Genomic DNA, 13,322 nt, shown 5'->3' on the forward strand with positions numbered 1-13,322 from the left:
GTAAATCACCTAATTCCTGAACCGTAACTAATACAGCCTGCTTGGAGATCAGAAATGCCTCAGAATCCAGAAAAAATTCAAGACCACGTCGAACTATTCCACCAACCGGAATACCAACAATTATTTGAGAACAAAAAGCAGTTTGAAAACGGTCACGACCCCGAAGAAGTAAAACGGGTTGCAGAATGGACCAAGGGTTGGGATTATCGTGAAAAGAACTTCGCTCGTGAAGCCTTGACTGTTAACCCTGCTAAAGGTTGTCAACCTTTGGGTGCAATCTTCGCTGCTGTAGGGTTTGAAGGTACTCTACCTTTCGTGCAAGGTTCTCAAGGTTGTGTGGCTTACTTCCGTACCCACTTAACCCGCCACTACAAAGAACCATTTTCTGGTGTATCTTCTTCCATGACTGAAGATGCAGCGGTGTTTGGTGGACTGCAAAACATGATTGACGGCTTGGCGAACTCCTACCAACTCTACAAGCCTAAGATGATTGCTGTCTGCACCACCTGTATGGCAGAGGTAATTGGTGATGACTTGCAAGCTTTCATCAACAACGCCAAGAATGCAGGTTCAGTTCCTCAAGATTTCCCCGTACCTTACGCTCACACCCCTAGCTTTGTTGGTTCCCACATCACTGGTTATGACAACATGATGAAGGGAATTCTTTCTAACCTGACAGCAGGTAAGAAGAAAGCCACCAGCAACGGTAAAATCAACTTTATTCCTGGTTTTGACACATACGTAGGCAACAACCGGGAAATCAAACGGATTGCTTCTTTGTTTGGCTTTGACTACACAATTCTAGCCGACAACAGCGACTACCTGGATTCACCCAACACAGGTGAATTCGATATGTATCCAGGTGGTACAAAGCTGGAAGATGCAGCAGATTCAATTAATGCGAAAGCTACAATTGCTCTGCAAGCACACTCTACACCCAAAACCCGCGAATACATCGAAAAAGAGTGGAAGCAACCAACCTCAGTTTCCCGTCCTTGGGGTATCAAGGGTACTGATGAGTTCCTACTTAAACTCAGCGAACTAAGTGGTATCCCCATTCCCGAAGAATTGGAAATCGAACGCGGACGTGCAGTTGATGCCATGACTGACTCCCACTCATGGATTCACGGCAAGCGCTTCGCTATCTACGGTGAACCAGATTTAGTATATAGCGTAGTTGGCTTTATGCTAGAAATGGGTGCTGAACCTGTGCATATCTTGGTTCACAACTCCAACGAAGTATTTGAAGCAGAAATCAAAGAATTGCTCGCTTCTAGCCCCTTTGGTCAGAATGCAACTGTTTGGCCTGGTAAAGACTTGTGGCACATGCGTTCTCTGCTGTTCACCGAACCTGTAGACTTGCTCATTGGTAACACCTACGGTAAGTACCTGTGGCGTGACACCAAGATTCCCCTCGTGAGAATCGGTTATCCCATCATGGATCGTCACCACCTACACCGCTACAGCACCATCGGTTATCAAGGTGTGATCAACTTGCTCAACTGGATTGTAAATACAATCTTTGAAGAAATCGATCGCAACACCAATATTCCTTCCAAGACTGACATTTCCTACGACTTGATTCGTTAGAAATTGTCGCCCCGTCAGAGTGCTGAGTCATGAGTAAATTATACTCAGCACTACTAAATCACGCCGTGCCCAGAAAGTAAAAAGTAAAAAGTAAAAGCAAATCTTTTCACTTTTTACTTTTCACTTTTTCCTTTTAGTTGAGATATCTCCAATGGCAAGTTTCACCCATAATCACTCTCACCCTAACTACCATCCACCTAACTATAAAAAATCTCGTTTCGGGGAGATTCTCAATCCTTTGCGCCGTTTGGTGGATAGAATTCAAGTTAAAAATTATCATTTCGCTCATCTAATTTGCCGAACTATTCCTTGCTGTTGCCCGTTTGAGCGGAATGTTAGATTATTCGGTCGGACTTTCCATGTCCCGGCGTTGTGCAAATTGAATCCTTTGTATGACGAATTTGTGGGATTACGTTTTCGGGCGTTATCTTACCTATCTGATGAATGTGCCGAAGATGTCACCAAATACATTTGTTAGTTATTAGTTATTAGTTATTGGTCAAGAGTCAAAAGTCAAAAGTCAAGGGTCATAAAACAAATAACAAATGACAACTGACAAATGACAATTCACAGTAAGAGAAGAGAGATGAAAATCACCCAAGGCAAAATCAACGAACTGCTGAGTGAGCCAGGATGCGAACATAATCAGCACAAACAGTCAGAAAAGAAGAATAAGTCTTGCGCGCAACAAGCACAACCAGGAGCCGCGCAAGGAGGTTGTGCTTTTGATGGTGCAATGATTGCCCTTGTGCCGATTACTGATGCGGCTCATTTAGTCCACGGGCCGATCGCCTGCGCTGGTAATTCTTGGGGTAGTCGTGGTAGTCTCTCTTCTGGCCCATTGCTCTACAAAACGGGCTTTACGACTGATTTGGGCGAAAATGATGTGATATTTGGTGGCGAGAAAAAGCTGTATAAGGCAATTCTCGAAGTCCAAGAGCGCTACAAACCGGCGGCAGTATTTGTCTATGCTACTTGCGTTACAGCCCTGATTGGTGATGATATTGATGCTGTTTGCAAAGTTGCTGCCGAAAAAACTGGCACGCCTGTAATTCCGGTGATTGCGCCAGGATTCATTGGCAGCAAAAATCTGGGAAACCGTTTTGGTGGTGAAGCTCTACTCGAATATGTAGTAGGCACAGCAGAACCAGAATACACTACACCTTACGATATAAACTTAATTGGTGAGTACAACATTGCTGGTGAAATGTGGGGAGTTACACCGCTGTTGGAAAAATTAGGCATTCGTGTCTTATCTAAAATTACAGGCGATGCTCGTTACGCAGAAATAACTTATGCCCACCGTGCCAAGCTGAACGTGATGATTTGCTCACGCGCACTGCTAAACATGGCGAGAAAGATGGAGGAGCGTTACGGCATTCCTTATATTGAAGAGTCTTTCTATGGCATTGATGATATGAATCGCTGTCTGCGGCATATTGCGGCTAAGTTAGGTGACGCTGACTTGCAAGCACGCACAGAAAAGCTGATTGCCGAAGAGATGGCGAATCTGGATATAGCACTAGCTCCCTATCGTGCGCGTCTCAAAGGTAAGCGGGTTGTGCTGTATACCGGTGGTGTCAAAAGTTGGTCGATTATTTCGGCGGCTAAAGACTTGGGTATTGAAGTCGTTGCTACTAGTACGCGCAAAAGTACAGAAGAGGATAAAGCGAAGATTAAAAAGTTGCTCGGTAATGATGGCATGATGCTAGAAAAAGGTAATGCTAAAGAACTGCTGCAACTGGTTAAAGATACTAACGCTGATATGTTGATTGCTGGTGGACGCAATCAATATACTGCCCTGAAAGCGCGGATTCCTTTCTTGGATATTAACCAAGAACGCCACCATCCCTATGCAGGTTATGTGGGGATGGTTGAGATGGCACGGGAACTGTATGAAGCTCTCTACAGCCCCATTTGGGAGCAAATACGCAAGCCTGCGCCTTGGGATGAGGAGGTAATTTAATGGCGATCGTGACTGTTCCGAATAAATCACTAACAGTTAATCCCCTGAAGCAAAGCCAAGCTTTGGGTGCATCTCTAGCCTTTTTGGGTTTGAAGGGGACTATACCTTTGTTCCACGGTTCCCAAGGCTGTACTGCTTTTGCCAAAGTTGTTTTGGTGCGGCATTTTCGGGAAGCGATTCCCCTAGCAACTACAGCCATGACAGAAGTCACTACTATCTTAGGTGGTGAGGATAATGTGGAACAAGCAATTCTCACTTTGGTGGAGAAGTCCCAGCCGGAAATTATTGGTTTATGTAGCACCGGCTTGACGGAAACCAGGGGAGATGACATCGAGGGCTTTCTCAAGGAAATTCGCGAACGACATCCAGAACTAGATAAACTGGCGATCGTTTTTGCCCCTACTCCCGATTTTAAAGGTGCTTTGCAAGATGGCTTTGCGGCGGCTGTGGAGAGCATTGTTAAAGAAATTCCCCGTTTTTGTGCAACGAAAGTTGAGCAAGTGACGATTTTGGCTGGTTCGGCTTTCACTCCAGGGGATGTTCAAGAAATCAAGGAGATGGTGACTGCTTTCGGTTTGGTGCCTATCTTTGTACCTGACTTGGGCGCTTCATTAGATGGTCACTTGGAAGATTCCTATAGTGCCATCACAGGTAGTGGTACAACCCTGGCACAACTGAAAGACATCGGCGGTTCTGCTTTTACGATCGCCCTCGGTGAGAGTATGCGGGGTGCAGCCCAGATCTTGCAAGAGCGCTTTAACATTCCCTATGAGGTGTTTGGTGAACTGACAGGATTAGAACCTGTAGATGAGTTCCTGCAAGCATTAGCAATTCTCAGCGGTAAAAGTGTTCCGGAAAAATACCGCCGCCAACGCCGTCAGTTGCAAGATGCGATGTTAGACACACACTTTTATTTTGGTGCGAAGCGAGTATCTCTAGCTTTAGAACCAGATTTGTTGTGGACAACAGTCCATTTCCTGCAATCGATGGGAGCGCAAATTCACGCCGCAGTGACGACGACGCGATCGCCTCTTTTAGAGAAACTCCCAGTCAAAAGCGTCACTATCGGTGATTTAGAAGACTTTGCAGAACTGGCGGCTGGTTCAGATTTGTTGATTGGTAACTCTAACGTGAGTGCGATCGCTAAACGTCTATCTATTCCTCTCTATCGTTTGGGAATACCTATTTATGACCGTTTAGGTAATGGTCAGTTTACCAAAGTTGGCTACCGAGGCACGATGGAGCTTTTGTTTGGCATTGGGAACCTGTTTCTAGAAGCAGAGGAAGAGAGAGTTAAAAACTTCCACGGTGATTGGTAATCAAGAATGTCATTTGTCAATGGTCATTAGTCATTAGTTATTAACAAATGACCATTGACAAAGAACAAATGACAGAGGACAAATGACAAAGGACAAATCAGAATGAAAATTGCCTTTACGACAAGCGATAGAGTTCATGTTAATGCTCACTTTGGTTGGGCTAGAGAAATTGATGTTTATGAAGTCTCAGATAAAGGATATGAATTCCTAGAGACTCTTAAATTTGAAGGCGACCTCAAGGAAGATGGCAACGAAGATAAAATCACACCAAAACTTGATGCCATAGTTGACTGCACAATCGTTTATGTTGTCGCCATTGGTGGTAGCGCTGCTGCACGGTTAATTAAGAAAGGTGTCACCCCAGTCAAGGCGCGTTCCGAAGAAGAAAAAATTGCTGAATTGCTGACTAAATTAGTCCAAACCCTAAAGGGAAATCCTCCTCCTTGGTTGCGTAAAGCATTACAGCAAAAAAGCACAAATTTTGCAGATGAAGTTGAAAATGAAGCAGCCGTATGACCACAGATAATAATGTGAATAGTACTAGCAGTAGCACAGTTATCACCTCACCTTTCCTGAAGGCAATAGTGCTACAAATCCGGGGACAAGATACTTATGGAGTTTACCGGAATTGGTCGGATGAATTGATTCTTAAGCCCTATGTTGTTAGCAAACAAAAGAAGCGGGAAATTTCTATCGAGGGCGAAGTTGATCCGATAACACAGGCACGGATTATGGGCTTTTATCGCGCTGTCGCTGCCCGGATAGAACAGGAAACAGGTTTGATATCCCAAGTCGTTGTTGATTTAAGTCACGAAGGATTTGGCTGGGCGCTGGTCTTTTCTGGTCGTCTTTTGCTAACTGTTAAAACCTTGCGAGATGCTCATCGCTTTGGCTTCGACTCCCTAGAAAAATTGGCAGAAGAAGGAGAAGGTTTCGTACAAAAAGGGATTGATTTGGCGAAGCGCTTTCCCGAAGTAGGCAACCTATAGTTAGTCAGTTAACAGTTAACAGTGAACAGTTAACTGACTGATAACTGTTCACTGACAAAGGACAAATGGGCAATGACTATTGAAGAAATACAAGGTAAAATCAGGCGTCTTAATAGTAAAGCAGGTCAAATGAAAATGGATCTGCATGATTTGGCAGAAGGACTACCAACAGATTTCGAGCAACTTATGGATGTTGCAGCTGCTACTTATGAAATTTATCGTCAGTTAGACGAACTTAAGCAACAGCTAAAAACCTTGGAGAAAGCTAAATGACTAGGACTATTGAAGAATTCAAACAGCTCGTAGATGCAGAAGAATTTTTGAATTTTTTCAACCTGCCCTACGACCAAGAAGTTGTAAATGTAAATCGTCTACATATTTTGAAGAAATTTTCCCAATACATCAGGGAAATAGATGATAGTTCTGCCGATATAAATTCCGCAGATTTACTCAATAAATACGCTGAAGCTATGCAAAAAGCTTATCAGGTATTTCTTGAATCTACACCCCAGGAACAAAAGTTGTTCAAGGTGTTTAATGACAAGCAGAAAAATGTAGTCAAGCTGACAGAAATCACTTCTGATTAGGAGGTAAAAAGTGGTAAACCTGACGCCTACCGAATTAGAACGCTATCGTCGCCAAATGATGCTTCCTAATTTCGGTGAAGTAGCACAAAAGCGCCTGAAGTCAGCGACAGTTTTGGTTACAGGTGTGGGGGGATTAGGCGGTACGGCGGCGCTTTACCTAGCAGTAGCAGGCGTTGGGCGGCTGATCCTAGTCCGGGGTGGCGATTTGCGCCGGGATGATATGAATCGCCAGATTCTGATGACAGATGACTGGGTAGGTCAACCAAGGGTATTCAAAGCTAAAGAAACTCTGGAAGCTATCAATCCCGATGTCCAAGTGGAAGCAATTCATGATTACATCACCCCGGAAAACGTAGACGAGTTAGTGCAGTCCGCTGATATGGCTCTTGATTGCGCCCACAATTTTACGGAGCGCAATTTGTTAAACGCCGCTTGCGTGCGTTGGCGTAAGCCAATGGTGGAAGCCGCAATGGACGGGATGGAGGCTTATCTAACAACGATTATTCCTGGTGTGACTCCTTGTTTGTCTTGTCTATTCCCTGAGAAACCTGATTGGGATCGGCGTGGCTTTTCGGTTCTGGGTGCTGTATCTGGAACGCTAGCTTGTTTAACAGCGCTGGAAGCAATCAAGTTAATCACTGGATTTAGTCAACCGCTATTGTCGCAACTGTTGACAATTGACCTCAACCGGATGGAATTTGCCAAGCGCCGTTCGCAGCGCGATCGCTCTTGTCCAGTTTGCGGTAACAGTGCGCCTTGGAGATATGCACAAGCTAATTCCCTCGAACCCACCAGCAATTGCACAACGTAGTCAGTTAACAGTGAACAGTTAACAGTAATTAGTGTTCCAAGAACCTATTTGTTAACTGGTAACTGATAACTGATAACTGATAACTGATAACCGCTACAAATCAGGAGAATTGATGACTGTTACTTTGACCCAAAAAGCAGAATTTCGTCTGCGGACATTTATATTAGGTTCTGCTACCGACGATAACGGTGCAACTAAAGGTGTCCGCCTCTCCGTCAAGGATGGTGGTTGCAATGGTTATGAGTATGGAATTGAAATTACCAGCAAACCACAACCAGATGATTTAGTCATCCAAGAAGGTAAAGTACTGCTTTACGTTGATGCCAAAAGTGCGCCGTTATTAGCAGGAGTTGTGGTTGATTTTGTTGATGGGGTGCTTGAAAGTGGCTTTAAATTTACCAACCCCAATGCAACAGATACTTGCGGTTGTGGCAAGTCTTTCAAAGCAGGTGACTGCACGCCTACAGGTGTACCTTGCAGCTAATATTCTTTAAAACTTGGAAAGACATTTGCACAGAAGTTTTTCACAGTTTTGTTAGCAGTAAAGACACCGTTAGGGCTTCTCATCAAAGGCGGCAGGAAACCCACTCCAACAAGAGGTATGGGAGGGATAGCCGCCCCGCTACTGTTAACTGTTGACTGATGACTGTTAACCGTCAACCGTCAACCGTCAACGTGAAATTCCATCCCCTTTTAGGGGTGGGATGAGCTTAAAAACTCTCTCTGAACAGCTTCTCGAAGAGTTGCATCAGGAGACTAAAAACTTTCTTCGAGAATTAAACCTAATTGTAGAACTTTTGAGGAGAATCGGAAAATGGCTACCTACCAAGTTAGATTAATCAACAAAAAGGAAGAACTCGACACCACAATTGAAGTGGATGAAGAAACCACCATTTTAGAAGCAGCAGGAGAACAAGGTATTGATTTACCTTTCTCTTGTCACTCAGGTTCTTGCTCTAGTTGTGTTGGCAAGGTAGTTGAAGGTGAAGTAGATCAATCTGACCAAATCTTCTTGGATGATGAGCAGATGGCTAAAGGCTTTGCTTTACTTTGTGTTACTTACCCACGTTCTAATTGCACGATTAAGACACATCAAGAACCATATCTTGTTTAACTGTTAACTAATTTAAAGCAAAGTCGTAGTTTCAACTACTAGGATGAAGGCTAAAATTCTTCATCCTAGCCTAAACAAACTGTCTGATCAGCATCTACACTTCCTTGATATTGCTAATGTTTAAACCCTTTAGTGTTACTGGTTGCTCATTAGAATTACTCGATGTAGGAGAACGAGGTATCGTTACCTACTGTGAAACTCAGGATGCAACAATCCACAAAAAACTAATAGCGATGGGTGTGACTCCAGGAATTACTATTGCTTTAGAACAGCGATTTCCCTCTTTAAATATCAAAGTTGGCAATATACCTATGATTATAGACCGGGAAACAGCCCGGACAATTTATGTCCGAATTATTAATAGTTGATTATAAAAACCACAGATCCCCGACTTCTTGTAGACACCGGTAGAGTGGCTTCCCGCAGGGTAGAAGTCGGGGATCTGGCTTCATAGTTATAAGCGACTTGTCATAAAAAACAAGTCGCCTTTTTTCTAGTCAATAGCAACTATCACATCTGAAGATTTAATCACAGCATAAGCTACTTTCCCTTCAGCAAGTTCAAGATTTTCTACTGAGGTTTTTGTAATAATTGCCGTGACGTTGATTCCAGGAGCAATTTCTAAGGTTACTTCTGTGTTAATAGCTCCGGGGATAATTTTTTTGACTGTAGCCTTGAGAGCATTACGAGCGCTAATTTTCATACCCTAATTTTTGGTTCACTAATTTAAACCAATCAATCGTAGCAACGCTATAGGATGAGCGTCAAATAAAGTTGGGTAGAAAATTTAACTGTGAATTTACGGAGAATATTCGATAGAATTAGACTCCAAAGGATCTATTGAGTGCAAAAAATATCAATCAACAGCAACTATCACATCCGATGCTTTAATGACAGCATAAGCCTGCTTACCTTCTACAAGTCCCAGTTTATCTGCTGATGATTTCGTAATTATTGCCACTATTTCTACCCCAGGAGCTAGTTCTAAAGTTACTTCTGTATTTACAGAACCGGCTACAACCTGCTTCACAGTTGTTTGAAGAGAATTACGAGCGCTAATTTCCATCGTTATTGTTTACCTTGTAGTTATTCAAGCTTAAAAAATAGCAAATTATACTATTGGAACTAATATTATTTATGATTTCTTAATAAATTAAGCATTATTATAGAACTAGTAGTTGATTTTTGAAATATTACGTAGGGTGGGCGTTGCCCACCATATTCAGGGTTTTGGTGGGCATTGCCCACCCTACAAATACTATATATATTGAGTTGATAGGACTATGCTTTTCTATCGAAAAAACTGTCAAAATCACCACTTTTTTATGGTTTTTTAAGATTTTTATCTATTAAATAACTGGCTATCTTTATAAATGATTCATAATCGAAACTTATCAGAGTGATAAGATATGAATAAGTTAAATTGTTGGCAGTGAACTAAGACTAAAGCAATTACAGATTAAATATTTCCTAAACAGGATGTCTAATTTCTGTGACTGCTTTTCATAGAACAAATTCAACTGCTCAAAATATTCTCTTGCAATCCTCAATGGTTGATCAAGATGTTGTTGTGACTTTTACTTATTAACTTTGCATAGTTAACAGCCGCAATGATTTATCTTGACTAAAATGGGTTTGTGTAGATTTTTTTAGATGGTGGGTAATGCCCACCATTACCTTTTCTAAGTAAATTACAGTAGAGCGATCGCTCATTTTTTGGACAATCAAAGGAATGTTTATGAGTATGGAAAATAGACCAGATTTAAGCCAAATCACAAGAGAATGGTTGATAACGAATGGCTACAATGTGAACGCATTAAATCAGCCAGGTAAAAATGGTGATACAGCTTTGATGAAAGCTACTAGAGAAGGAGTCTATGTAGTTGTTAAAGAACTAATCGACCTGGGTGTCGATATTAATGCTAGAAATAATGATAATAATAATGCTTTGTGGTTTGCTTGTTTCGGTAATCACTATGATTTAATTAACTTGTTACTTGCTGCAAAAATTAATATTGATAATCAAAATGATAATGGGGCGACGGTATTAATGTATGCAGCTTCAGCAGGCAAGACTGAAGTGGTGAAATTGCTTTTGCAACATAATCCTAATATAAATTTAAAAAATTTAGATGATTATAAGGCTATAGATTTTGCTAGCAATATGGAAGTTTTAAGGATATTAAAAAATGCCACAAAGTAAAATATCTGGTAAGGTGGCTCACGAAGCTACAAAGCATTCTTACTTATCAGTGCAGATTGATCCAAATTATGTAGATGCTGCGACTCAGCCATCTGCATTTAAAGTTTATCCAAAGTTTTATAGAAGAGTGAAATTAAATCTCAATAATCCTGTTCACTCTTTTATTAGCTTAACTAGTGCTATAACCCTGGAAAAGGCATATAAAGGCGGTTTAGATAAACTGAGGGTAAATCCCTCAGCAGGCGCTTTATATCCTACAGAAGTTTATATCCAGATTCGGGGCATTCAGGGAATAGTAAATGGTATATATCACCTAGAAGTTGAGAATAATTGTCTAACACTCATCTATGAATTAATTGATGATGGATTAGATAGCTACATTATACCAACCAAAAGTATAAATGGATTCATTTTTTTTATTAGTTGTGTTTATTATAGGTCTAGCTGGAAATATAAAAACAGGAGCATCAGATATTGCTGGTTGGATAGCGGACACCATTTAGGTGCGATCGCAGCATCAGCGTATATTCACGACAAAGACGTACAATTAGTTTTTGATTTTGATAAACTCGCTCTCAATGCAGATTTAGGATTTGAGAATAAGGAGTTTATTACTGCGTGTGTGATTGTGGGAGAAGTGCAAGAGAAACAAGTCAGACGCTTAAGACTGAAAGTTCCTTTTGTCTGTGGTACTGATTATTTTGAAGCCAATCAATTTATTGAAGCAGGCTATCAAATAACAGCTTTGCAGCAAAGTCGCCAACAGCAACTGGTGCATCCCCAATTTCACTTTGACAAAGAGAAATTTTTCCAAACTGTCTGGAATAGGCGTTCAATTAGACGTTTTAAAAAACAGTCAACCCTGAGCGTAGTCGAACCGACAATTTCTCAAGAAAACTATTTGCATATCTTGCAGCATCTTCAACAACCGATACCAACAGAAAATTTTGAGGAAGTAGAAATTTACTCAGTTGTGCATCGGGTAGAAGGGATGTTACCTGGGTTATATAAAGGGATGCATTTAATTAAGGCGGGCAATTTTAGTGAAAAGACTGGTTACTTGTGCATTAATCAGGCGATTGCCAGAGATGGTGCTGTAACTTTATTTTTTGTGTCCGACTATATAAATTATCAAACTGCTATGCAAATAGCTGGTTTTTTAGGACAACGAGTTTATCTAGCTAGCAATTTTTGGGAAGTTAGTTGTAGTGGTATTGGTGCTTATTATGATGATGAAACCCAAGAATTTTTAGAAACTAATAAAGATATTCTCTATGCAATGACAATTGGTATTTAAGTTAGGAACTTAGAGAGATGGCTAAAAAGAAATCTTACTCCAATGAAGATGATTCACACCCTATGCAACTGACATCGGCAGATATTATTCTGCGTCAGCAACTGGAATATTCTATTAGTAGATACTTTTATGAAGCGTGCGATCGCATAATTCAAAATCTGCTATCTAACTGTCGCTGGTATGTCACCACCCACGCCACTGTGATGATATTGGTGATTGAGTGTCCCGATCAAGTGACTAACTGGCGCGTCTTACAAAAAATCGTGTCAATGGGGACATTACTTGGTCAGATTGTCAGTGATGCTAAAATCCGCGTCTGTCCCCCAGAAAGTCAAGGAATACCATTTGAAATGAGGGTAGATGAACTATCAGTTTACCGGGATTGGGCGTGATTCAATTTTGGATTTTGGATTTTAGATTTTAGATTGTTAATTAATGCTGAATATTCTGCCTGATAATTGTAGCTACTTCTTCAAAAACGAGATTGGCAGAATGTTCAACAGCAGGACTTAATTCTAAGCCTAAATCCAGATTAGCAGCTTCAATTAGGTAAACTGTCACGTCTTGGGGAAAGTCATTTTGAAAGATTTTTCGTCCTGTGGCTAAAGCATTATCCCAACGAAAATTATGCAAGTTATAACTGGGTTCCGGAAGATTTTCTAGTTCTTCACCAGGGACTTTAAATATAGCACCAGGTTCGGAACCAGTTGAGCTTGCATCAATAATTATTAATTGTTTGCTACCTCTAGCTTGAAACATCACTTCTATTCCTGCAGTCCCACAGTCATAAACTTGGACATGAGAATGGGGATGTTCAGCTAAATATTTTTGTAGGCGTTGGGCGATGATTACGCCTACAGCGTCGTCATTGCGATTGAGATTGCCGCAACCAATTATTGTTAGCATCTGTTGAGTTATTATTTATCATAAACCAGCATCTCGATGTGACCAAAAATCATCCCGTGCAGCTTGTTCTTCCATCAACCTCTTTTGCTTGACTTCATTTAAATTAGCCTGACGAGCGATTCCTAATGTAGAATCAATCGCTATACTGTAAATACTCACCATAACTGTCTATTTTTAAGTTTGCTTAAGACTTTAACTTGTATATAATTATGATTATATCTGACTAGTATTTGACTTTTGAAATATACGTAGTGGAACGACACGACTAAAATGATGCATTAGACGTAGGTTGGGTGAAGCGGAGCGCAACCCAACATTAATCCGGGTGTTGGGTTACGCAAAGCCTCCACCCAACCTACAATTTTATCGCAACATTTTAGCCTTGTCGCGCCAGTAGTGTGTGTTAGCAAAGCGTAATGCACTCCGTCGCTTACTAAGAAGCTATAGGATTCATAGTTTATTTTTGAAATCTACGTAGTATTAGTGTTTTGGTGGGCAGTGCCCACCCTACAAATACTACAGTGCTGACTATGAAGACAT

Annotated in this window: 20 protein-coding genes; 15 read left to right on the top strand and 5 right to left on the bottom strand. The window is 41.3% G+C overall.

Going from position 1 to position 13,322, the window contains the following annotated elements; all coding sequences use genetic code 11:
* Window positions 1-54: 54 nt before the first annotated feature.
* The 12 genes from nifK to CAL7507_RS00560 all read left to right on the top strand — a co-directional run bounded on the left by nifK (window position 55) and on the right by CAL7507_RS00560 (window position 8,744).
* Entirely contained in the window at window positions 55-1,590 is a 1,536-nt protein-coding gene (nifK, locus tag CAL7507_RS00510; RefSeq protein WP_015126445.1) for a nitrogenase molybdenum-iron protein subunit beta, read from the top strand.
* A 151-nt stretch (window positions 1,591-1,741) separates the two neighbouring features.
* Entirely contained in the window at window positions 1,742-2,068 is a 327-nt protein-coding gene (locus tag CAL7507_RS30365; protein WP_015126446.1) for a Mo-dependent nitrogenase C-terminal domain-containing protein, read from the top strand.
* A gap of 108 nt (window positions 2,069-2,176) precedes the next feature.
* The gene (gene nifE / locus CAL7507_RS00515; RefSeq protein ID WP_042341116.1) at window positions 2,177-3,556 is read left to right on the top strand and encodes a nitrogenase iron-molybdenum cofactor biosynthesis protein NifE; all 1,380 of its coding nucleotides are present in this window, start codon (window positions 2,177-2,179) and stop codon (window positions 3,554-3,556) included.
* On the top strand, window positions 3,556-4,875 hold the full coding sequence (gene nifN / locus CAL7507_RS00520; protein WP_015126448.1) for a nitrogenase iron-molybdenum cofactor biosynthesis protein NifN: 1,320 nt from the start codon (window positions 3,556-3,558) through the stop codon (window positions 4,873-4,875). Before nifE ends, nifN begins: the two co-directional genes overlap by 1 nt.
* Window positions 4,876-4,977: 102 nt before the next feature.
* Window positions 4,978-5,391, top strand: a complete 414-nt coding sequence (gene nifX / locus CAL7507_RS00525; RefSeq protein WP_015126449.1) for a nitrogen fixation protein NifX — start codon at window positions 4,978-4,980, stop codon at window positions 5,389-5,391.
* Window positions 5,388-5,864, top strand: coding sequence for a NifX-associated nitrogen fixation protein (locus tag CAL7507_RS00530; RefSeq protein WP_015126450.1), 477 nt, complete (start codon window positions 5,388-5,390; stop codon window positions 5,862-5,864). Before nifX ends, CAL7507_RS00530 begins: the two co-directional genes overlap by 4 nt.
* 72 nt (window positions 5,865-5,936) lie before the next feature.
* A complete protein-coding gene (locus CAL7507_RS00535; RefSeq protein WP_015126451.1) occupies window positions 5,937-6,137 on the top strand; it encodes a CCE_0567 family metalloprotein in 201 nt (66 codons plus the stop codon).
* A complete protein-coding gene (gene nifW, locus CAL7507_RS00540; protein WP_015126452.1) occupies window positions 6,134-6,451 on the top strand; it encodes a nitrogenase-stabilizing/protective protein NifW in 318 nt (105 codons plus the stop codon). The genes CAL7507_RS00535 and nifW overlap by 4 nt, the downstream gene beginning before the upstream one ends.
* A 10-nt stretch (window positions 6,452-6,461) precedes the next feature.
* On the top strand, window positions 6,462-7,262 hold the full coding sequence (locus tag CAL7507_RS00545) for a HesA/MoeB/ThiF family protein (RefSeq protein ID WP_015126453.1): 801 nt from the start codon (window positions 6,462-6,464) through the stop codon (window positions 7,260-7,262).
* Window positions 7,263-7,374: 112 nt separating this feature from the next.
* Complete coding sequence (locus tag CAL7507_RS00550) at window positions 7,375-7,746, top strand: iron-sulfur cluster assembly accessory protein (RefSeq protein WP_015126454.1); 372 nt, start codon at window positions 7,375-7,377, stop codon at window positions 7,744-7,746.
* Between the two features lie 330 nt (window positions 7,747-8,076).
* Window positions 8,077-8,376: a 2Fe-2S iron-sulfur cluster-binding protein gene (locus CAL7507_RS00555; RefSeq protein WP_015126455.1), complete on the top strand. Its 300-nt coding sequence runs from the start codon at window positions 8,077-8,079 to the stop codon at window positions 8,374-8,376.
* A gap of 116 nt (window positions 8,377-8,492) precedes the next feature.
* Window positions 8,493-8,744 (top strand): FeoA family protein, encoded by a 252-nt coding sequence (locus tag CAL7507_RS00560; protein ID WP_015126456.1) that lies wholly within the window; start codon window positions 8,493-8,495, stop codon window positions 8,742-8,744.
* Window positions 8,745-8,869: 125 nt separating this feature from the next.
* Here CAL7507_RS00560 and CAL7507_RS00565 read toward each other — a convergent pair whose 3' ends face one another.
* The 3 genes from CAL7507_RS00565 to CAL7507_RS32120 all read right to left on the bottom strand — a co-directional run bounded on the left by CAL7507_RS00565 (window position 8,870) and on the right by CAL7507_RS32120 (window position 10,104).
* Window positions 8,870-9,079, bottom strand: coding sequence for a molybdopterin-binding protein (locus CAL7507_RS00565; protein ID WP_015126457.1), 210 nt, complete (start codon window positions 9,077-9,079; stop codon window positions 8,870-8,872).
* A 153-nt stretch (window positions 9,080-9,232) separates the two neighbouring features.
* Window positions 9,233-9,442, bottom strand: coding sequence for a molybdopterin-binding protein (locus tag CAL7507_RS00570; RefSeq protein ID WP_015126458.1), 210 nt, complete (start codon window positions 9,440-9,442; stop codon window positions 9,233-9,235).
* A gap of 518 nt (window positions 9,443-9,960) precedes the next feature.
* Window positions 9,961-10,104 carry a hypothetical protein gene (locus CAL7507_RS32120; RefSeq protein WP_160166297.1) on the bottom strand — a complete coding sequence of 48 codons (144 nt, stop codon included), beginning with the start codon at window positions 10,102-10,104 and terminating at the stop codon, window positions 9,961-9,963.
* Window positions 10,105-10,114: 10 nt separating this feature from the next.
* Here CAL7507_RS32120 and CAL7507_RS00575 point away from each other — a divergent pair, with 10 nt between their 5' ends.
* The 3 genes from CAL7507_RS00575 to CAL7507_RS00585 are packed head-to-tail and all read left to right on the top strand — an operon-like array spanning window position 10,115 to window position 12,268.
* Window positions 10,115-10,579: an ankyrin repeat domain-containing protein gene (locus CAL7507_RS00575; protein ID WP_015126459.1), complete on the top strand. Its 465-nt coding sequence runs from the start codon at window positions 10,115-10,117 to the stop codon at window positions 10,577-10,579.
* A complete protein-coding gene (locus CAL7507_RS00580) occupies window positions 10,566-11,876 on the top strand; it encodes a SagB/ThcOx family dehydrogenase (protein WP_015126460.1) in 1,311 nt (436 codons plus the stop codon). Before CAL7507_RS00575 ends, CAL7507_RS00580 begins: the two co-directional genes overlap by 14 nt.
* 17 nt (window positions 11,877-11,893) lie before the next feature.
* A complete protein-coding gene (locus tag CAL7507_RS00585; protein WP_015126461.1) occupies window positions 11,894-12,268 on the top strand; it encodes a hypothetical protein in 375 nt (124 codons plus the stop codon).
* A 40-nt stretch (window positions 12,269-12,308) separates the two neighbouring features.
* Here the strand turns inward: CAL7507_RS00585 and CAL7507_RS00590 are convergent, their stop codons facing one another.
* Both CAL7507_RS00590 and CAL7507_RS32590 read right to left on the bottom strand, forming a co-directional pair.
* Entirely contained in the window at window positions 12,309-12,782 is a 474-nt protein-coding gene (locus CAL7507_RS00590; RefSeq protein ID WP_015126462.1) for a hydrogenase maturation protease, read from the bottom strand.
* Between the two features lie 18 nt (window positions 12,783-12,800).
* Entirely contained in the window at window positions 12,801-12,944 is a 144-nt protein-coding gene (locus tag CAL7507_RS32590; protein ID WP_015126463.1) for a hypothetical protein, read from the bottom strand.
* Between the last annotated feature and the right edge of the window lie 378 nt (window positions 12,945-13,322).

This window comes from Calothrix sp. PCC 7507 (assembly GCF_000316575.1).
Lineage (GTDB): Bacteria > Cyanobacteriota > Cyanobacteriia > Cyanobacteriales > Nostocaceae > Fortiea.

What these genes read in the sequence shown, in the direction of transcription:
- CAL7507_RS30365 (WP_015126446.1), top strand. Translation starts at nt 1,742, where the DNA reads ATGGCAAGTTTCACCCATAATCACTCTCACCCTAACTACCATCCACCT.
- nifK (WP_015126445.1), top strand. Translation starts at nt 55, where the DNA reads ATGCCTCAGAATCCAGAAAAAATTCAAGACCACGTCGAACTATTCCAC.
- nifW (WP_015126452.1), top strand. Translation starts at nt 6,134, where the DNA reads ATGACTAGGACTATTGAAGAATTCAAACAGCTCGTAGATGCAGAAGAA.
- CAL7507_RS00580 (WP_015126460.1), top strand. Translation starts at nt 10,566, where the DNA reads ATGCCACAAAGTAAAATATCTGGTAAGGTGGCTCACGAAGCTACAAAG.
- CAL7507_RS32590 (WP_015126463.1), bottom strand. Translation starts at nt 12,944, where the DNA reads ATGGTGAGTATTTACAGTATAGCGATTGATTCTACATTAGGAATCGCT.
- CAL7507_RS00535 (WP_015126451.1), top strand. Translation starts at nt 5,937, where the DNA reads ATGACTATTGAAGAAATACAAGGTAAAATCAGGCGTCTTAATAGTAAA.
- CAL7507_RS00560 (WP_015126456.1), top strand. Translation starts at nt 8,493, where the DNA reads ATGTTTAAACCCTTTAGTGTTACTGGTTGCTCATTAGAATTACTCGAT.
- CAL7507_RS00530 (WP_015126450.1), top strand. Translation starts at nt 5,388, where the DNA reads ATGACCACAGATAATAATGTGAATAGTACTAGCAGTAGCACAGTTATC.
- nifN (WP_015126448.1), top strand. Translation starts at nt 3,556, where the DNA reads ATGGCGATCGTGACTGTTCCGAATAAATCACTAACAGTTAATCCCCTG.
- CAL7507_RS00585 (WP_015126461.1), top strand. Translation starts at nt 11,894, where the DNA reads ATGGCTAAAAAGAAATCTTACTCCAATGAAGATGATTCACACCCTATG.
- CAL7507_RS00575 (WP_015126459.1), top strand. Translation starts at nt 10,115, where the DNA reads ATGAGTATGGAAAATAGACCAGATTTAAGCCAAATCACAAGAGAATGG.
- CAL7507_RS00570 (WP_015126458.1), bottom strand. Translation starts at nt 9,442, where the DNA reads ATGGAAATTAGCGCTCGTAATTCTCTTCAAACAACTGTGAAGCAGGTT.
- CAL7507_RS00565 (WP_015126457.1), bottom strand. Translation starts at nt 9,079, where the DNA reads ATGAAAATTAGCGCTCGTAATGCTCTCAAGGCTACAGTCAAAAAAATT.
- nifX (WP_015126449.1), top strand. Translation starts at nt 4,978, where the DNA reads ATGAAAATTGCCTTTACGACAAGCGATAGAGTTCATGTTAATGCTCAC.
- CAL7507_RS00590 (WP_015126462.1), bottom strand. Translation starts at nt 12,782, where the DNA reads ATGCTAACAATAATTGGTTGCGGCAATCTCAATCGCAATGACGACGCT.
- CAL7507_RS00555 (WP_015126455.1), top strand. Translation starts at nt 8,077, where the DNA reads ATGGCTACCTACCAAGTTAGATTAATCAACAAAAAGGAAGAACTCGAC.
- nifE (WP_042341116.1), top strand. Translation starts at nt 2,177, where the DNA reads ATGAAAATCACCCAAGGCAAAATCAACGAACTGCTGAGTGAGCCAGGA.
- CAL7507_RS00550 (WP_015126454.1), top strand. Translation starts at nt 7,375, where the DNA reads ATGACTGTTACTTTGACCCAAAAAGCAGAATTTCGTCTGCGGACATTT.